Origin of the sequence: Nocardioides ganghwensis, from assembly GCF_014779655.1 — a bacterium.
Lineage (GTDB): Bacteria > Actinomycetota > Actinomycetes > Propionibacteriales > Nocardioidaceae > Nocardioides > Nocardioides ganghwensis.
Map to the genome: position 1 here is coordinate 34,885 of NZ_JACXYX010000015.1, position 17,656 is coordinate 52,540.

General features: G+C 67.6%; 16 protein-coding genes. 11 read left to right on the forward strand and 5 right to left on the reverse strand.

All coding sequences use genetic code 11. The features are described from left to right. Positions 1–181: 181 nt before the first annotated feature. The 9 genes from IEZ24_RS16285 (at position 182) to IEZ24_RS16325 (ending at position 10,389) form a co-directional block, all read left to right on the forward strand. Complete coding sequence (locus tag IEZ24_RS16285; RefSeq protein ID WP_207206850.1) at positions 182–2,011, forward strand: polysaccharide biosynthesis protein; 1,830 nt, start codon at positions 182–184, stop codon at positions 2,009–2,011. Continuing rightward, positions 2,008–3,153 carry a DegT/DnrJ/EryC1/StrS family aminotransferase gene (locus IEZ24_RS16290; RefSeq protein WP_129455683.1) on the forward strand — a complete coding sequence of 382 codons (1,146 nt, stop codon included), beginning with the start codon at positions 2,008–2,010 and terminating at the stop codon, positions 3,151–3,153. The genes IEZ24_RS16285 and IEZ24_RS16290 overlap by 4 nt, the downstream gene beginning before the upstream one ends. Beyond that, positions 3,150–3,758, forward strand: coding sequence for a sugar transferase (locus tag IEZ24_RS16295; RefSeq protein ID WP_129455684.1), 609 nt, complete (start codon positions 3,150–3,152; stop codon positions 3,756–3,758). Before IEZ24_RS16290 ends, IEZ24_RS16295 begins: the two co-directional genes overlap by 4 nt. Further along, the gene (locus tag IEZ24_RS16300) at positions 3,755–4,399 is read left to right on the forward strand and encodes an acetyltransferase (RefSeq protein ID WP_129455685.1); all 645 of its coding nucleotides are present in this window, start codon (positions 3,755–3,757) and stop codon (positions 4,397–4,399) included. The genes IEZ24_RS16295 and IEZ24_RS16300 overlap by 4 nt, the downstream gene beginning before the upstream one ends. Positions 4,400–4,443: 44 nt before the next feature. Continuing rightward, positions 4,444–5,544 carry a glycosyltransferase family 4 protein gene (locus IEZ24_RS16305; RefSeq protein ID WP_165356106.1) on the forward strand — a complete coding sequence of 367 codons (1,101 nt, stop codon included), beginning with the start codon at positions 4,444–4,446 and terminating at the stop codon, positions 5,542–5,544. A 14-nt stretch (positions 5,545–5,558) separates the two neighbouring features. Further along, on the forward strand, positions 5,559–6,863 hold the full coding sequence (locus IEZ24_RS22420; protein WP_165356107.1) for an O-antigen ligase family protein: 1,305 nt from the start codon (positions 5,559–5,561) through the stop codon (positions 6,861–6,863). Positions 6,864–7,024: 161 nt separating this feature from the next. After that, complete coding sequence (locus IEZ24_RS16315; protein WP_129455688.1) at positions 7,025–7,828, forward strand: glycosyltransferase; 804 nt, start codon at positions 7,025–7,027, stop codon at positions 7,826–7,828. Positions 7,829–7,902: 74 nt separating this feature from the next. After that, positions 7,903–9,273 carry a lipopolysaccharide biosynthesis protein gene (locus tag IEZ24_RS16320; protein ID WP_165356108.1) on the forward strand — a complete coding sequence of 457 codons (1,371 nt, stop codon included), beginning with the start codon at positions 7,903–7,905 and terminating at the stop codon, positions 9,271–9,273. Positions 9,274–9,327: 54 nt separating this feature from the next. Further along, positions 9,328–10,389, forward strand: a complete 1,062-nt coding sequence (locus IEZ24_RS16325; RefSeq protein WP_275938087.1) for a glycosyltransferase — start codon at positions 9,328–9,330, stop codon at positions 10,387–10,389. Positions 10,390–10,559: 170 nt separating this feature from the next. On the opposite strand, the gene cysN is transcribed toward IEZ24_RS16325, so the two are convergent. Both cysN and cysD read right to left on the reverse strand, forming a co-directional pair. Further along, positions 10,560–11,849, reverse strand: a complete 1,290-nt coding sequence (cysN, locus tag IEZ24_RS16330) for a sulfate adenylyltransferase subunit CysN (RefSeq protein WP_129455691.1) — start codon at positions 11,847–11,849, stop codon at positions 10,560–10,562. Continuing rightward, positions 11,849–12,763, reverse strand: coding sequence for a sulfate adenylyltransferase subunit CysD (gene cysD / locus IEZ24_RS16335; protein ID WP_129455692.1), 915 nt, complete (start codon positions 12,761–12,763; stop codon positions 11,849–11,851). The genes cysN and cysD overlap by 1 nt, the downstream gene beginning before the upstream one ends. Before the next feature lie 102 nt (positions 12,764–12,865). On the opposite strand from cysD, the gene IEZ24_RS16340 reads away from it, so the two are divergent. After that, positions 12,866–14,029 carry a glycoside hydrolase family 16 protein gene (locus tag IEZ24_RS16340; protein WP_129455693.1) on the forward strand — a complete coding sequence of 388 codons (1,164 nt, stop codon included), beginning with the start codon at positions 12,866–12,868 and terminating at the stop codon, positions 14,027–14,029. A gap of 12 nt (positions 14,030–14,041) precedes the next feature. Here the strand turns inward: IEZ24_RS16340 and IEZ24_RS16345 are convergent, their stop codons facing one another. Continuing rightward, positions 14,042–15,046: a DUF2157 domain-containing protein gene (locus IEZ24_RS16345; protein WP_165356109.1), complete on the reverse strand. Its 1,005-nt coding sequence runs from the start codon at positions 15,044–15,046 to the stop codon at positions 14,042–14,044. A 257-nt stretch (positions 15,047–15,303) separates the two neighbouring features. Further along, on the reverse strand, positions 15,304–15,732 hold the full coding sequence (gene dtd, locus IEZ24_RS16350; RefSeq protein ID WP_129455695.1) for a D-aminoacyl-tRNA deacylase: 429 nt from the start codon (positions 15,730–15,732) through the stop codon (positions 15,304–15,306). Positions 15,733–15,749: 17 nt separating this feature from the next. Between dtd and IEZ24_RS16355 the strand changes: the two genes are divergently transcribed. After that, positions 15,750–16,574 carry a BKACE family enzyme gene (locus tag IEZ24_RS16355; protein ID WP_129455696.1) on the forward strand — a complete coding sequence of 275 codons (825 nt, stop codon included), beginning with the start codon at positions 15,750–15,752 and terminating at the stop codon, positions 16,572–16,574. A gap of 13 nt (positions 16,575–16,587) precedes the next feature. Here IEZ24_RS16355 and IEZ24_RS16360 read toward each other — a convergent pair whose 3' ends face one another. Further along, positions 16,588–17,646 (reverse strand): NHL repeat-containing protein, encoded by a 1,059-nt coding sequence (locus IEZ24_RS16360; RefSeq protein WP_129455697.1) that lies wholly within the window; start codon positions 17,644–17,646, stop codon positions 16,588–16,590. Between the last annotated feature and the right edge of the window lie 10 nt (positions 17,647–17,656).

Genomic DNA, 17,656 nt, shown 5'->3' on the forward strand with positions numbered 1-17,656 from the left:
GCCTTCCGTCCACCCCTGAGGGTGGATTGGTGCGTCCGGGCCCCGACACGGTCAAGCGTCAGGGGTCGCTTGACTTAGGATCAGCAGCGACCGTTCTTGGGGAACTGGGTCTTGCTGCCTCTCTGAGGCGACCAACACATGTGGGGACATGTCGATGACTGTGCTCGGGCTTGAGTCTGCTGTGCGCGGACGCAGGACGGCGATGCTGATGGCGCTCGACGCGCTGGCGCTCGCCGCCGCCTACTTCTTCGCCGTCGTGGTGCGCTACGACGGACTGTCGCCGGTGCCGTGGCGCCATGCAGCGCTCGTGGTCGTCGCGGCTGTCGCGCTCCAGTGGGCCATCGGCCTGGTCGGACGCCTCTACCGGGGCCGCGTCGGTGTCGCCACCAACGAGGAGACCCTCCTGCTGGGGACCGCCACGGCAGCAGCCGGCCTGGTGGTCTTCATCGCCAACGCGTTGACGGACCCCCTCTGGATCGCTCGCAGCCTCCCGCTGACCGCCACCTTCTTCGGCTTCTTCCTGATGCTGACCACGCGAGCGCTGTGGCGTCGCCTCACCATGCGGCTGGCGCCGCTGACGGCCGCTGCCGGCCAGCGCACGCTGGTGGTCGGTGCCGGCGCCAGCGGCGCGCGGCTCGTGCACTCGATGCGCAGCCACCCCGAGTCGGGCCTGGTGCCGGTCGGCTTCCTCGACGACGACCCGTGGATGCGCAAGCGCCGCCACTTCGGCGTGCCGGTGCTGGGCACAGTCGCCGACCTCGAGCGCGTGGTGCTCGTGACCGGTGCCACGACGGTGGTCGTGGCAATCCCCAGCGCCAGCAAGGAGCTCATCAGGACCGTCGTTGACCGGTGCACCGACCTCGGCATCACCGCCAAGGTGCTGCCGTCCTTCGCCGAGACGTTCGCCAGCAAGGCCGACGTGCGGGACGTGCGCGACGTCGACATGCGCGACCTGCTCGGCCGCGCCGCCATCCAGACCGACCTCGCCTCGATCGCGGGCTACGTCACCGGCAAGCGGGTGCTGGTCACCGGCGCGGGCGGTTCGATCGGCTCCGAGCTGTGCCGCCAGCTGCACCGGTTCGGGCCCGCCGAGCTGATCATGCTCGACCGCGACGAGTCGGCGCTGCACGGCGTGCAGCTCTCGATCCACGGCCGCGCCCTGCTCGACAGCCCCGACGTGGTGCTCAACGACATCCGCGACGAGGTCGCCCTGCGGCGGGTCTTCGAGGACCGCCGTCCCGAGGTGGTCTTCCACGCCGCCGCGCTCAAGCACCTCCCGATGCTCGAGCAGTATCCGCACGAGGCGATGAAGACCAACGTGCTCGGCACGGCCAACGTCCTCGAGGCGGCTGCGGCGGTCGGCGTGACCACCTTCGTCAACATCTCCACCGACAAGGCCGCCGACCCCACCAGCGTCCTGGGCTACTCCAAGCGTGCCGCCGAGCGCCTCACCGCGGACATGGCTCGACGGGCCGAGGGCGCCTACCTCAGCGTGCGCTTCGGCAACGTCCTCGGCTCGCGCGGCTCGGTGCTGCACACCTTCACCGCACAGATCGAGGCCGGCGGTCCCGTGACCGTGGTCCACCCCGAGGTCACCCGCTACTTCATGACGGTGGAGGAGGCGGTGCAGCTCGTCATCCAGGCCGGCGCCATCGGCGAGGACGGCGAGGTGATGATCCTCGACATGGGCCAGCCCGTGAAGATCGTCGACATGGCCCAGCAGCTCATCGCGATGTCCGGCAAGAGCGTCGAGATCGTCTACACCGGCCTCCGTGACGGCGAGAAGCTGCACGAGGAGCTCTTCGGTGCCGCCGAGAGCGACGAGCGATCCAAGCACCCGCTCGTCTCCCACGCGCACGTGGAGCCGCTGTCGGTCGACGTCGTACGCTCCTTCGATCTCGGCGCGCACCATCTCGGGCTGCTCCAGGCGTTCGAGGACTGGGTGCACGGCTCCGAGTCGGAGCTGGTGGGAGCCCACGGCTACGGCCGCGCGCATGGAGAGGCATCGTGACTGTCGACGTCGAGACCCAGCCACGCATCCTGCTTTCCCCGCCCGACGTGGGCGAGCTCGAGCAGGAGTACGTCATGCGGGCCATGCGGTCGGGGTGGGTGGCGCCGGCCGGCCCGGACCTCGACGCCTTCGAGGCGGAGGTCGCATCCCGCGTGGGCGTCCCCCACGCGGTGGGACTCTCGTCCGGCACCGCCGCCCTCCACCTCGCCCTCGTGTCGTGGGGCGTCGGCCCCGGCGACGTCGTACCCGTCTCGACCTTCACCTTCGCAGCGACGGTCAACGCGATCCGCTACGTCGGCGCCGAGCCGTTCTTCGTCGACTGCGACGACACCGGCAACATGAGCGCGGAGCTCCTCGAGCAGGCGCTCGCATCGTTGCGCGCCGATGGTCGCAGTGTCCCCGTCGTGGTCCCGGTCGACCTGTTCGGCAGGGCCGCGGACTACTCGAGCCTCGTGCCCATCGCGGCCGCGGCCGGGGCCAAGGTCCTCTCCGATGCCGCCGAGGCTCTGGGGGCGACACACAACGGGAGCCCAGCCGGATCCTTCGGTGACGCAGCGGTCCTGTCCTTCAACGGCAACAAGATCATGACGACCTCGGGCGGCGGCATGCTGCTGACGCACGACCGAGCCCTCGCCGACCACGTCCGCAAGCTCTCCACGCAGGCACGCGAACCGGTCCCGCACTACGAGCACACCGAGGTCGGCTACAACTACCGGCTCTCCAACATCCTGGCCGCGATGGGCAGGGCGCAGCTCGTGCGGCTCGACGACATGCTTGCGCGCCGTCGCGAGTGGCGCGAGCGCTATCGTGCGCTCTTCGCCGACCAGCCGGCTGTCTCCATCCTCGGCGGCGCCGACGACGCCGGTGACAACTGCTGGCTGACCCCGATCGTCGTGGACCCCGACGTGTCGGCGTGGGCCGCGGGGGACCTGGGAGCAGCACTGGACCGGGCCAACGTCGAGACCCGGCCGGTATGGAAGCCGATGCACCTCCAGCCCGTGTCCGAGGGCCTTCGTGGAGCGCTCGACGGGACCTCCGAGCGCATCTTCGAGCGAGGTCTGACACTTCCCGCAGGGTCGGTGCTGTCGGACAGCGAGTTCGAACGCATCGAGCGCGCGATCCTCGGGGTGACCGCTGCGTGAAGCCCTACGACCCCGTCAAGCGTGGCATCGACGTGGTGGTGGGATCGGCTGCGCTGATCCTGACCGCGCCGCTGCAGGCAGTGCTCGCACTCGTCGTACGCCGGAAGCTGGGCTCGCCTGTCCTCTTCCGTCAGCTGCGGCCGGGCAAGGACGGTCAGATCTTCGAGCTGATCAAGTTCCGCACCATGCTGGAGCCCGACGAGTCGCAAGGACTCGTAGCGGACGCGCAGCGGATGACGCCCGTCGGCGCCTTCCTCCGCTCGACCAGCCTCGACGAGCTGCCGACGCTGTGGAATGTGGTGCGCGGGGACATGAGCCTCGTCGGTCCCCGCCCCTTGCTGGTGCGCTACCTGGATCGGTACACCCCCGAGCAGGCGCGCCGTCACGAGGTGCGCCCCGGCGTCACCGGGCTCGCACAGGTGAGCGGCCGGAACGCCATCACGTGGGACGAGAAGTTCGTGAAGGACATCGAGTACGTCGATCACCGCAAGCTGCTGCTCGACCTCAGCATCGTGTGTCGAACCCTCACGCAAGTAGTTCGACGTAACGGCATTTCGGCTGCCGATGATGTGACCATGCCCGAGTTCGTAGGGAGCAGACGATGACCAAGCCGATCGTGATCGTTGGAGCAGGCGGCTTCGGACGAGAGGTGATCGATGTTGTCGACGCCATCAACGCTCAGGCCGCCGCGCCCGAATGGGAGATTGTGGGTGTGGTCGACGATTCGCCGACCGAGATCAACCTCAAGCACCTCGAGCGCCGCGGGACGCCGTTCCTCGGTGGAACCGAGAAACCGTTCAGCTGGCCCGAGCCCGTCTACTACGTAGTGGGAATCGGGAACCCCCGAGTCCGACGCCTGATCGCGGACCGCTACGACGCCGCGCACCTGAAGGCGGCGACCCTTGTGCACCCGGCGGTGACGCAGGGTTTCGACGTTCGGATCGGCGCGGGATCGGTGGTCTGTGCGGGCGTTCGACTGACGACCAATATTTCGCTGGGTCGTCACGTCCACCTCAATCTAAATGTCACCGTGGGGCACGACACGACCCTGGAAGACTTTGTCAGTGTCAATCCGTTGGCATCGATCTCGGGTGACTGCGTGATTGAGGACGACGTTCTCGTTGGGGTGGCCGGCGTCGTGCTCAACGGTCTGACCGTTGGCCGCGGAGCGACCGTCGGGGGGAGTGCATGCGTGGTGCGGGACGTCACCCCTGGGCTGGTCGTGAAGGGCGTTCCGGCGAAGTGACGTCGCTACGAACGTCGCGGGAACCCTTGCGGAAGCGCCCACGGGTGGTGATCTTCGTGACGAGCCCGATCACGGTGGCGAGTTTCGTGATGCCGATCGCGAAGGCCTTTATGGCTCGCGGATGGTCTGTCGACATCGTGAGCGCGCCAGGGGAGGGGCTCGACCGGACGGCCGAGGAACTGGGGGCCACTGCGCACGCCTTGCCACTGCACCGAGGGGTCGCTCCGCTTGCGATGCTGAAGGCGTTCATCAGCGGAACGAAGCTTGTCAGGCGCATGCGTCCCGATCTCGTTCTAGCGGCGACTCCGGTTGCCGGCCTGCTGGGCGTAGTTGCGGGCAGGACCGCGAAGACTGATGCGAAGATCCTGCACTTGGCCTGGGGGCTTCGCTCAGAGTCACTCAAGCCTCCGTTCAAGCAAATGGTTGGTCGGCTTGAGACATTGACTGCGGCCCTCGCAGACATGACGCTGGCGAACAGTGGGAGCCTGTCGCGTGCGATCACCTCGTCGACTTGGCGGCCACTCAGTGTGTCGGTCCTGGGGGAGGGCAGTTCGCACGGCGTTGACCTGGGCAAGTTTCGGTTCATTCCTCAACGGAGGAATTCTCAGCCCGTCATTGGCTTCGTTGGCAGGATTCGCCGGGACAAGGGAATCATCGAGCTGCTTGAGGCGATAGAGCTACTAGACCAGCGGGGGTTGTCGTTCGAGGCCAAACTCGTGGGGAGCCTCGAGGAAGTCGACCTGGCATCCAGAATCGAGGCCACGCCTCGGACTTCACACACAGCGTTTGCGTCGGATGTGCCCGCGGTTATGGCTGACCTCGATGTGTTGTGCCTACCTACGTGGCGCGAGGGGTTTCCGAACGTTGTCCTGGAGGCAGGCGCCTCGGGCCGTCCTGTCGTCACCACCACGGCGACCGGTGCTGTCGACGCAGTGGTCGAGGGCGACACCGGACTACTCGTTCAGCCCCGCGACCCGCACGCGCTCGCGGACGCACTAGAGCAGTTGCTCCGAAGCCCGGAGCTTCGCGCGACCATGGGCGAGTCGGGGCGACGTCGCGTGGAGGAGCACTTTGACCAGGAAGTCGTATGCCATCGCCTCGTCGACTTCGCGGAGCAACTCTGTGGCGTGGAGAGCCCGCGTTGAGCTCAATCCAACCAGTGTCAGCACCCAATCAAGCACCGTCGAGGCTCCTGCAGACTCTGGCAGTCGCCCTGCTCGTGGGGTGGCTTGTCTTGGGCGCGCGGGTCACGGCGACGCTGTCCACCGGCGGCCGGGGAACGCTCGCGATCCTCGACCCGGCGCTGATCCTCTTGGGAGTGGCCATTTGGTGTTGCACGCCCACCGGTCGAGGCAAGATCGTCCCAGCTCGGATGTACTGGCGATCAGCAGGGCCATTGTTTCTTTTGCTGCTGCTACTTCCCGTTTTGGGCGTCGCTCACGGCACACACAACGTCCGAAGCCTCTACTCGATCGCACTGGTTGCGGTTCCCTGGTCAATCTTCATGGTTGGACGGGTAGCCGGAGATCCTCGGACGTGGACCAGAGGTGTGACTGTGGCTATTTGGATCCACGGCGCCTACGGGGCGGCTCAGCTAATGGGCCGGCTGTCACTGCTCCCGGATGCGCTTTCGGGGTGGATGGCGGCGTGGGACCTGAGCAGCCAAGCAGCATATGCAGAGTCATACATCGTCAGTCAGCGAAGCACCGGCGTGCTGATCAACCCCAACAGTTACGGGTTGTGGTCGGTGCTCGCGGTCGTATTCAGTGTCTTCTACCTGAGAGGGCGCACGCGTGCGATCTCGATCGCCCTGGCTTTGACAGGGGTCTACGCGAGCGAGTCCCGCACCGCCATGGCGGCCCTTGTTGTATCTCTCATCGTGGTGGCCCTCACCGGCCGGGGGTTGGACGCCATCCTCAAAATGGTCGCACTAGTTGCGGCAGCCGCGGTGCCTTTGGCCGTGCTCAACTGGTTCGGAATGCTGCAGTCGTTCTTCTCTGAGAGCACACTAGAGAGGATGCGCAGCGGTTGGCTCGTACTGACTGGTCGAGGTGTGGACGAGAACTTGGCCGGGAGGTTCGAGGCATGGGACTTGGCGAGGACGATGTCAGCGGATCATTGGCTCGGAACGTGGGGCCCGCCGCAGGTGACGCTTGGCCAGTCGATCGACAGTCAGTATCTAGCATTGTTCTTGCAGGGTTCGTTGCCGCTCTTGCTGGCTTACCTGCTCCTCCTCATCTCTCCTCTTATCGTGCTCCCGAAACGCCGCCGCCGACCGTTCGTCGCACTCTCGGTGGCCGTAGCCACTATGTCGTTAACAGCGACGGCCTTCGAGAACATGGCCGCAATGGGATTGGTCTGGTGCGCACTCGTGATTGACGCTCTACGGCTGCGGGCATACGGCGACGAGACTGTCCGATCAGAAGTCGCTGAGGTGTCGCACGACAAGGTTGCTGCCGCATGAGCCGCCGCCCAAAGCGTGACCATGCACGACTGGCGTTCGTCGGCCAAGCACGCTGGGCACAGCAGTTGGCGAAGGGTACGGGCGCCCAAGGGCTGGACGCACACGTCGTGTCCGCCGAGCCTCCTTGGAACCTCCTGCGGCCGACCTCTCTGCGTTTGGTGATGACTTCCGATGTCGTCGTCAGAGTGGGGTTCCGCCCCGGTTCGAGGACCGCCCGTGGGCGCCTGTTCGATGCGTTGCTCGGGATCCTGTCCAAGGGAAGCCTGCGCGTCATGTACTGGATCGGGACCGATGTCCAGAGGCTCGTTGCAGAGGTTGAAGGCGGTGCCGCTCCGCTGCGAACCCGCGCGATGAGCCGCACGCATTGGCACTTGGCGGGGTCGTCGCGTCTCCGGTCCGAGCTCGCGGCGGTCGGCGTGGACGCCAGACTGGTGGACTTCCCGTCCTTCGTGTCAATGCCGGTCGGCAGTTTGCCCGAGATGCCGTCTCGTTTCACCGCGCTCACGTACATCCCGGACTTCCGGAGCGGGTTCTACGGCGGTGACGTCATCCTCCAGCTCGCCCGCGCGCGTCCTGATGTCGACTTCGTAGTGATGGGTGGCGACGGGACGTGGGCAGGCGACGCACCCGCGAACGTCCGGTTCGTCGGCTGGGTGAGCGACCCATCCTCCCTCTACGCGCGTTCGAGTTGTGTGCTTCGCCTACCTGAACATGATTCGGTCGGCGCGACGGCGGCTGAAGCTCTGCTGTATGGCAGACCGCTTATCTATACTGAATCGCTTCCATACTCGAAACTCGTCGACCGGGAACTTCCTTCGGTGCTTGCGGCGCTAGACGATCTTCATCACGCACACAGCAAAGGGGATCTCCTCCCGAACGTGGACGCGAGCAACTGGGCCAAACAAGAGTTCGACCCCGAGAGTCGGTTCGCTCGCCTCGCCAATGTCCTGCGAGAGATGGCCTAGCGCTCGCCGTGCCAGTTCGACGAATATTGACTCAGGTCGTTGCGCGAGCATCGCTACCCGCGGGACGCATGGGAATGGCCGCAGCGGCCTCGGCAGCCGTTGGCGCTTTGACTACGCCGGTTCTCGCCTGGACCGTTACGGCGGAGGACGTCGGCCGGTTCAACCTGCTCATGGTCTACGTCGGGCTTGGCGTTGTCATCTCGTGCCTGGGTTTGGATCAGGCCTACGTCCGCTTCTATCACAACGCTCGCGTCCGAGGGCGCCTGCTTGTTGCAGCCATGCTGTTACCGACCGCGGTGTCCGGGGTTCTTGCCGGGGCAATCCTCGTCGCTCCCGGCTGGTTCGCCGAACAAGCGTTCGACTTGCGGGCTGCATCGGTAGGCGTCGGTCTGGCGGCAGCGACTGTGCTGAATGTCATCTATCGATTCGCGGCAGTTCAAATTCGGATGGCGGAATCCCCTGGTGCGCTTCTGGTCAATCAGGTCGTACCCAAGGTCATTCTCATATGCGCCGTCCTCCTTGCTTCCGCCGTCGGGGCCGTTGCGGAGTTCGAGTTCATCATCTGGGTATACGCCGCCGGACTTGCCGCTGCCCTCGTCGTCTGGTCGACGCGTCTGTTCTCGCGGTTCCCCGTGCTCCATGCCGAGCCGATGGGAGAAGTCGAACTACGGCCGATGCTTCGATACGGTGTCCCGCTTACCGCATCCGCTCTTGCCTTTTGGCTAGCGGCATCGACAGGGGTGGTCGGTCTTCGCGCGCTAGCCTCAATCCAAGAGGTTGCGCTCTACGCACTCGCGCTGAGCTTCGCCTTGCCCGCGTCACTTTTGCAGGTAGTTCTGGCGAGCGTCTGGGCTCCCATCGTCTTTCGATGGAACGACGACGAGGCCCGTGAGCAGTTGCCTAAAGCGCAAAGGCTGGTTTCAGCAAGCGCTTTGTGGATCTTCCTGATACTCGGGTGCTGCTCATGGGTTGTTCACTGGTTGCTGCCAAGCCAGTACGCGGGTGTCGAGTACATGATCCCCGCCGCGATGGCCCCTTCCATCTGGTATGCCGTGTCAGAGGTGACTGCGGTTGGCATTCATATCCGCAAGCGAACCTCTTTGTTGGCCTTTGCATCTGCAGCGGCTGCGGCTGTCGGGGTGACCGCCATCGTGCCGCTTGCTGCCGCCCTCGGGGCTAGAGGCGCGCTGCTCTCAACGATGGCCGCGTACGGAACCCTTCTAGTTGTGAGGACGGAGATGAGTGCACGCGTGTGGAAGTCAATGCCGCGGCGTCGCATGTACCAACAGGCGGCCCTCATAGGCGTGTTGGCGACATCGTTCCTTTTTGCTGGTCCGTTTCTCGGTGCGCGCGTGTATCTGATGTGGGGCACGGCCGTGGTGATCCTCGTGCTGATCGAGTTGCGTGAGAAAAACAGAAGGTCGCGTGTTGTGCGTGTGGCGTGAGATGACGGAGGCTTGAAAGTGAAACTGGTATATGAGGCACCTCTGTTTCCTGGAGTGGGGGGCGGGCCACGACATTTCGAAGGGGTCGCGGGAGCACTCGCGGATCTCGGAGTGGACACTCACCTCGTGCTTCCCTCGCGCACAGCCGTCGACGTACCTCGTGGCGCTTCTCGACAGACTCGCTTGCGGTCCCCAGGCAACCGTGCGATCCGACACGTGACCTATGAGGTTTCGCGAATCGCCCTGATCGTGTGGTGGCTCATCTCGGGGACCCGCGTTGACGTGTGGATGTCGCGACACTCGCTTTTCGGGGTAGGGACTCTCCTCGCGAGGCGGATCGCCAAAGTGGTCGTACTGGAAGTGAACGGTCCGGTGCGAGAAGAAGTCGCTGCCAATTTCGGTTCGCCAGCTCTTGCCCGACTCGTCGACCGTCTCTTCCGTTGGCAGATCAAGTGCGCGGACGTGACGATTGCTGTGAGCCCTGGGCTTGTTGACTACGTGCTCACGCGACAGCCCAACGCAACGTGTCACGCAGTCCCGAATGGCTCCAAGGTTGCCAACGTGAAGGTGTCTCGCCAGCCCCTGAAGATCGTCTACAGCGGGGCGCTGACCCCTTGGTACGACCTCACGACCCTACTCATGGCGGTGGAGCGGCTCCGCTCAGTTCACAACATCGCTGCGACCCTAGATGTCGTCGGCGACGGGAATCAAGCGCTTGAGCTGCGACGCTTCGCGGGCGACCACGGTTTGGCCGATATCGTCCGATTCACCGGATGGCTCCCATCGAGCGCCTCGCAGCAGTACGTGCACTCGGCTGTCGTGGGCGTCATCCCCATGGGAAGGGCGGCCATGGGCAGATCTCCCCTAAAGCTGTACGAATACGCTGCTGCGGGTCTCGCCATCGTCGGCTCTGACGTCGACGGAGTCTCGAACTCTCCCCTCGGGGCGGAAGTCTTCCAGTACGAGGTGGGCAGTGTGGAATCACTTGCGCTCGCACTTCGCCAGGCGCTGATTGCGGGCAATAGGACCTACGACGCCGAACTTTGGTCCTGGGAGGCGCGCGCTAGGCAGATTCTGTCCTTGGTGGAACATCGAACGGGCCATACCGAGCTGTGATCACTCTTTGACTTCGGCACGTTGCGACGAGTCGGGGCCCCAGTTGAGTCAAGCCGCGGGCTGCACAGAAGAATGTGTCGATTGATCTCGCAGCAAGGTCATGAAATGGTCGCAGCGGCCTTCGCGCAAAGCGAAGGCCGCCGCGGTCGTCGGGACGGCGAGCTGGTGGATCAGCTGCCGCTGTTGATCATGCCCGCGCCGACGGTGACGCCGGTCGCCTCGTCGATCAGGATGAACGAGCCCGTGGTGCGGTTCTTCGCGTACGGGTCGCACAGCAGCGGCACCGTGGTGCGCAGCTGGACGCGGCCGATCTCGTTGAGCCCGAGCTCGCCGGCCTCTTGGTCGCGGTGCAGCGAGTTGACGTCGAGGCGGTACTGGATGTCCTTGACCATCGCGCGCCCGGTGCGGGTCGTGTGCTTGATGGCGAGCTTCTGGCGCGGCTTGAGCGGCTCGTTGGTCATCCAGCAGATCATCGCGTCGATGTCCTGGCTGGGCTTGGGCGCGTTCTTGGGCCGGGCGATCATGTCACCGCGCGAGACGTCGACGTCGTCCTCGAGGTGGACCGTCACCGACATGGGCGGGAACGCCTCGGCGATCTCCTGGTCGAAGAGCTCGACCCGCGAGATGGTCGAGGTCATGCCGCTGGGCAGCACGACGACCTCGTCGCCCTTCTTCAGCACGCCGCCGGCCACCTGACCGGCGTACCCGCGGAAGTCGTGGTACTGGTCGGACTTCGGGCGGATGACGTACTGCACCGGGAAGCGGGTGTCCACGAGGTCGCGGTCGGAGGCGACGTGGACGTGCTCGAGGTGGTGCATGAGCGTCGGACCGGAGTACCACGGGGTGTTCTCCGAGCGGTTGACGACGTTGTCGCCCTGCAGCGCGGAGATCGGGATGACCTCGAGGTCGGGGATGTTGAGCTTCGTCGCGAAGGTCGTGAACTCGCGGTGGATCTTCTCGTAGACCTCCTCCGACCAGTCGACGAGGTCCATCTTGTTGATCGCGAGCACCAGGTGCGGGACCCGCAGCAGCGAGAGCAGCACCGCGTGGCGGCGCGACTGCTCGGTCAGGCCCTGGCGGGCGTCGACGAGCACCAGGCCGAGGTCGGCGGTCGAGGCACCGGTCACCATGTTGCGGGTGTACTGGATGTGGCCCGGGGTGTCGGCGATGATGAACTTGCGGTTGGGCGTCGCGAAGTAGCGGTAGGCCACGTCGATGGTGATGCCCTGCTCGCGCTCGGAGCGCAGGCCGTCGGTCAGCAGCGCCAGGTCGGTGTAGTCGTAGCCCTTGGACTGCGAGGTCGACTCCACCGCCTCGAGCTGGTCCTCGAAGATCGACTTCGAGTCGAGCAGCAGGCGTCCGATGAGGGTGGACTTGCCGTCGTCGACGGAGCCGGCGGTCGCGAAGCGGAGCAGGTCCATCTCGCCCTGGGCGGCGGTGTGCGGGTCGTTGCTGGCCATCAGAAGTAGCCTTCCTTCTTGCGGTCTTCCATGGCCGCCTCGGAGAAGCGGTCGTCGCCGCGGGTGGCGCCCCGCTCCGTCACTCGGGCGATGGCGATCTCGTCGATGATGGCTGCGGTGTCGGTGGCCTCGGACTCCACGCAGCCGGTCTGGGTGCGGTCACCCACGGTGCGGAAGCGCACCATCTTCTTCTCGACCTGCTCGTTGCCCTTGGGCTGGATCTCCGGGCCGATCGAGAGCAGCATGCCGTCGCGCTCGACGACCTCGCGCTCGTGGGCGAAGTAGATGGAGGGGATCTCGATCTGCTCGCGGTGGATGTAGTGCCAGATGTCGAGCTCGGTCCAGTTGGACAGCGGGAAGATCCGCATGTGCTCGCCGGAGTGGATGCGCCCGTTGTAGAGGCTCCACAGCTCGGGGCGCTGCATCTTGGGGTCCCACTGGCCGAAGTCGTCGCGGTGGGAGTAGACGCGCTCCTTGGCGCGGGCCTTCTCCTCGTCGCGGCGACCGCCACCGAAGGCGGCGGTGAAGCCGTTCTCCTCGATCGCGGCGAGCAGGGCGCCGATCTGCTGGCGGTTGCGGCTGGTCTTGCCGTCGTCGACGACGTGGCCGGCCTTGATCGCGTCCTCGACCGAGGCGACGACCAGGCGGGCGCCCAGGCGCTCGACCCACGAGTCGCGCGTGGACAGCACCTCGTCGAAGTCGAGGCCGGTGTCGACCTGCAGCAGCGGGAACGGCAGCTTGGCAGGGAAGAACGCCTTCTCCGCGAGGCGGAGCATGACGATCGAGTCCTTGCCGCCGGAGAACATGAGGACCGGCTTCTCGAACTCGGCGGCGACCTCACGGAAGATGTGGATCGACTCGGCCTCGAGCTGGTCCAGCTGACTCAGCTGGTAGTCGACGTGGGTGTTGGTCATGGCGTGGCGAGGACCTCTCTAGGGACAGCAGCGTTCATCGTAGCGACGACGCACGCCTCGGTGAATTCGCACTGCTGGGCGTGGTCGGTCAGACTCGTCAGAATGAGCCGTACCCCCCGACTCGCACCCCGTCACCACCTGCTCGCGGGCGTGCTCGCCGCTGCCCTCGTCACTGCGGGCTGCTCCGCCGCGGACGGCGGCGACGCCAACCCCCCGGCGTACGAGCAGAGCGACGCGGTCGACGCCGCCGTCCTGCCCCAGCTCGCCGCCAACGGCGAGGACCCCGAGGCCGCCGACGACGCCGCCTGGGTCGTCGACGCGACGGTCGACGGTGTCGAGGAGGGCACGGCCGTCACCCTGGTCGCGCGTACGGACGACGGCTGGGACGACGTCGACGAGCAGGAGACCGACGACGACGGCCGGGTCTCGCTCACGAGCCGCGAGTCCGGCGACCTCCACGTGGTGGTCGGGGACGGCGACGACGCGATCGGCGCCGAGGTGTCGACGGACGACGCGCCCGCGGCGACCTTCACCGACGACTTCGACGAGGACTCGGTCGACGAGGAGGGCGCCACCTGGCTGACCCGCGACCAGGGCTACATCGGCGTACGCACCTGCTCGCGCGCCAGCGCGGACGCCGCGGAGGTCACCGACGGCGTGCTCCGGCTGAGCGTCATGGTGGACCCCGACCGCGAGGGCGACGAGTGCCAGCTGCCCGGTCGCCGCAAGAAGTTCCCCTTCCGCCTCAACGGCCACGTCGGCACCGAGTTCAGCCACTCCTTCACCTACGGCTTCGCGGCCGCCCGCATCCGTACGCAGGCCGCGCGCGGGCAGCACGCGGCCTTCTGGCTGCAGTCCGTCGGGGGCCAGAAGGTCGGCGGCCCCGAGAAGGGCGGCGCCGAGATCGACGTCATCGAGTACTTCGGCGACGACCACCCAGAGGGCGGCCTGACGAGCTTCACCTACTTCCTCGACAAGAACGGCAAGAAGCAGACGGTCGGCGGCTGGCTGCCCGACGCCGAGCAGTACGGCGACGACTGGTCGGAGAAGTACCACGTGTTCTCCGTCGAGTGGACGCCCGACGAGTACGTCTTCCGCATCGACGGCCAGGTCACCCAGCGCCTCGAGGGCCCGACCTCCGGGCAGCCGGAGTTCCTGATCCTGTCGCTGCTGTCGTCGGACTACGAGCTGCCGCGCTTCAACGGCGAGCTGCCCGAGACCATGGAGGTCGACTGGGCGCGCGTGTGGGAGACCGGTCCGCGCTGACCCCCTGGCGTCTCACGTCCGGCTGCGTGCGATCCACACCGCGAGCGCGACGAGCCCGGCGCCGAGTGCCAACAGGACGAACGGCGCAGCCAGGTCGCCGGGGAACCACTCGTTGACCGCCCGGGGCACGATCATCAGCGTGCCCAGGGCGCCGGCGGCGAGCATCGGCAGCTCACGAGCGATCACGGCCACGAGCACCACGCCGACGACTGTCACGAGCCCGAGCACGATGCCGGCGTCACCCGACATGGTCGCCGAGGCCCCGAAGACCATGCCGAGCGCGCCGAAGGACATCGCCATGGCCGGAGGCCGCAACACCTCGGTCCAGCCGAGAGCCAGCCAGGCGAGCGCGACGGCCCAGATGCCGATGCCGATCGCCCAGTCACCGTCGAGGAACTGGTCCATCGCAGCGCCCGCGGTGAGCATGGCGCCGACCATGAGCACGATCTGCTGCAGGGGGACGCGGTGGGCCAGCCACAGCAGCGCGGCGACGGCTGTGGCGGTGCCGCTGACGGTGAGCCCCATGTCGGTCCCGCGCAGGTCGAGCACCTCGTCGGCCAGGACGGCGGTGAATCCGGCGGCGGCGACGGTGGCGGCCGCCCAGAGCACCGACCGCAGTCGGCTCCAGGCGTCGCCCCGGCCAGCGGGCGTCAGGCTCCCCGCGGCCACGAGGCCGACGGCGGCCCCGGCCAGGACGCCGAGCCGGGCCCCGACCCCCAGGTCGCTCCAGTACAGGTTGGCGAGCAGCGTCGCTGCGATGACGACGAGCAGTCCGCCCAGGTAGCCGAGGGCCTCCACGGCGTACGAGCGCAGCTCCGCACCGCCGAAGCCGGTCACCCGCTGCGTCTCCTGCTCACGCGTCTCGGGCACCGGCACCCGGGCGCGGTCCCGGATCCGGGCTGCCTGCTCCTCGCTGATGATCCCTTCGGTGACCCAGTCCCTCACCTGGGCCTCGAGTGGCGCGCGTTGGTGGGGCACGTGCAGGTGGCCTCGCCGACGAGTCGTGGTCTCGTTCATGACGACCTCCTTCTCCACCCCACATCTATCCCCGGGCGCGGCCGACCGCCAGAGTCCAAGGTCATGACCCGCAGCGCGCGTCTTCCACCCGCGTCGTCGACCGCTGGTTGAGCCGGGTGAGGAACGAGCCCGAGTCGAGACCGAGGTCATCGGGATGCCTTGGTTTCGACACGCTCGCTGCGCTCGCTGCTCAACCAGCGGGGGCTCGCTGCGCTCGCTGCTCAACCAGCGGGGGCTCGCTGCTCAACCAGCGGGGCTCAGGGGGAGTCGAGGACGAGGGTGATCGGGCCGTCGTTGACGCTCTCCACCCGCATGTCCGCACCGAAGCGGCCCCGCTCCACGTGCGCGCCGAGGCGTTCGAGCTCGGCGCACACCGCGTCGTACGCCGGCTCGCTCACCGGTCCGGGCGCGGCCGCCTGCCAGGTGGGGCGGCGGCCCTTGCGCGCGTCGCCGTAGAGGGTGAACTGGCTGACCACGAGCACCGGTGCGCCGACGTCGCTCGCGCTCCTCTCCTCGCGCAGCAGGCGCAGGTCCCACACCTTGCGCGCCGTCCACGCGACCTCGGCCGGTCCGTCGTCGTGGGTGACGCCGAGGTAGACCAGGAGGCCGGGGCGGTCGAGCTCGCCGACGACCTCGCCGTCGACCCGGACGCTGGCGGAGAGGACCCGCTGGATGACCGCACGCATGGTGCAAGGATGCCGCCATGTCTGACGCGTTGCTGATCACGGTCGCCCCCACCGGGGCCGAGACCGCCAAGGCCGACTGCCCGCAGCTCCCCACCACCCCGGAGGAGATCGCGCGCACGGCCGCCGAGTGCGAGGCGGCCGGCGCCGCCATGATCCACATCCACGTGCGCGACACCTCGCACCAGCCGACGCTCGACCAGGCGCTGCTGCGCGAGTGGGTCGCCGCCGTGCGCGAGTCGTCGTCCCTGGTGGTCCAGCTGTCCACGGGCGGCTCCGTGCACGACCCCCTCGAGGAGCGGCTCAAGGTGCTCGACGCCGAGCCCGACTCGTGCTCGCTGACGATGGGCACCACCAACTTCGGGGACGACGTCTTCCTCAACCCGTGGCCCTTCGTGAAGGACCTCTACCAGCTCGCCCTCTCGCGCGGAGTCGCCCCCGAGTTCGAGCTGTTCGACCTCGGCCAGGTGCACGCGCTGGACCGGCTGCTGCGCGAGTACGGCATCCCGGACGGCGGGAAGGTGCACGTCGACTTCGTGATGGGCGTGCCCGGCGGCATGCCCGGCACCGCACCCGCGCTCGTCGCCGGGGTCACCGCGCTGCCGCCCGAGGTCACCTCGTGGTCCGCCACCGGCATCGGCCGCTCGACCCTCTCCGTCGCGATGGCCTCGCTCTCGATGGGCGGTCACCTGCGCGTCGGGATGGAGGACGTCCTCACCATCAGCCGCGGCGTACCGGTCGAGTCCAACGCCCAGCTCGTCGAGCGCGCGGTCGACCTCGGCCGGATCGCGCAGCGGGAGCCGATGACGCCCGCCGGGTGCCGGGAGCTGCTCGGGCTGGGGTGAGCCCTGGCTCGCGTCAGCGGGGGAGCGGCAGCCCCACCACGTGGACCGCGTTGTGGTCGTGGTTGGAGATCAGCAGGAAGTCGTCGGTCGCGGCCGCGCTCGCGCTGCCCGGAGGCGGCCCGATCACGTGGGTGGCACGCCGCGTGCGCGGGTCGATCCGGACGACGACGGAGTCCGTACGCAGCCACACGGCGCCGCCGCCGACCGTGAGGTCCCCGCCGCCGATGGCCAGGCCGGTCATCGCGAGCTGCTCGGCCTCGCCGGAGCGCGGGTCGATGTGGGAGACGGAGCCGTCGCCCTGGTTCATCACCCACACCGCACCGAAGCCCACGTCGAGGAACCGCGGCCGCGGCCCGACGGGCACGCTCGTCCACGACCCCCTCCGGAGGTCGTACCTCTCGACCGTGCCCTCGTGGGTCGGCACCCACAGCGACCCGAAGCCGGCCCGCACCGCCACCGCCCCCTCCGGTGCCTCGATCTCCTCCACGACCGCGTCGCCCTCCACCACGACGATCCGCGGCTCGGACGGCTCGACGAGCACGTACGCCCGGCCGCCGGCGGCACCCACGACCGCCTCGGCCACCGGGCTGGCGGGCAGTCGCACCCGGTCGAGCACGGCGCCCGTGGTCGCGTCGAGGCGGAAGAGCGCGCTCGGGTTGAGGCTGGGCACCCACACGGACTCCGGCGTCGCAGCGAGCGCCTGCACGACCTCGCCGGGGATCCTGGCCCGTGCGGTGATCGCGCCGCTCGCGTCGTAGCGCACGGCACCCGGAGCGACGCCCGACAGCCAGACCCCGTCGCCGGCCGTCACGGCGAAGTCGGCGAACGGGCGGGCCGGCAGCGTACGCGCCTCGACCTCCTTCAGCGACAGGGTCGCGGGGAGGTCGCCCGCTTCGAGGTACGTCGGGCTGGGCGAGTCGTCGGGCGAGGGGGTCTCGCTGGGGCTCTCGCCAGGAATCTCGCTGGTGGCCTCGCCGGAGCTGGTCGGCTCCTCGGGGCGCTCGTCCTCCGCGCAGCCGAGCAGCGCACCTGCCAGCAGGAGGAAGGTCGCTACGGGTGGGCCGAGCCTCATGCCGTCGATG

Bases quoted from the DNA above. Each gene is read 5' to 3' on its own strand.
- IEZ24_RS16300 (WP_129455685.1), top strand. From the start codon at position 3,755: ATGACCAAGCCGATCGTGATCGTTGGAGCAGGCGGCTTCGGACGAGAG.
- IEZ24_RS16315 (WP_129455688.1), top strand. From the start codon at position 7,025: ATGACTTCCGATGTCGTCGTCAGAGTGGGGTTCCGCCCCGGTTCGAGG.
- IEZ24_RS16320 (WP_165356108.1), top strand. From the start codon at position 7,903: ATGGCCGCAGCGGCCTCGGCAGCCGTTGGCGCTTTGACTACGCCGGTT.
- cysN (WP_129455691.1), bottom strand. From the start codon at position 11,849: ATGGCCAGCAACGACCCGCACACCGCCGCCCAGGGCGAGATGGACCTG.
- cysD (WP_129455692.1), bottom strand. From the start codon at position 12,763: ATGACCAACACCCACGTCGACTACCAGCTGAGTCAGCTGGACCAGCTC.
- IEZ24_RS16340 (WP_129455693.1), top strand. From the start codon at position 12,866: ATGAGCCGTACCCCCCGACTCGCACCCCGTCACCACCTGCTCGCGGGC.
- IEZ24_RS16345 (WP_165356109.1), bottom strand. From the start codon at position 15,046: ATGAACGAGACCACGACTCGTCGGCGAGGCCACCTGCACGTGCCCCAC.
- dtd (WP_129455695.1), bottom strand. From the start codon at position 15,732: ATGCGTGCGGTCATCCAGCGGGTCCTCTCCGCCAGCGTCCGGGTCGAC.
- IEZ24_RS16355 (WP_129455696.1), top strand. From the start codon at position 15,750: ATGTCTGACGCGTTGCTGATCACGGTCGCCCCCACCGGGGCCGAGACC.
- IEZ24_RS16360 (WP_129455697.1), bottom strand. From the start codon at position 17,646: ATGAGGCTCGGCCCACCCGTAGCGACCTTCCTCCTGCTGGCAGGTGCG.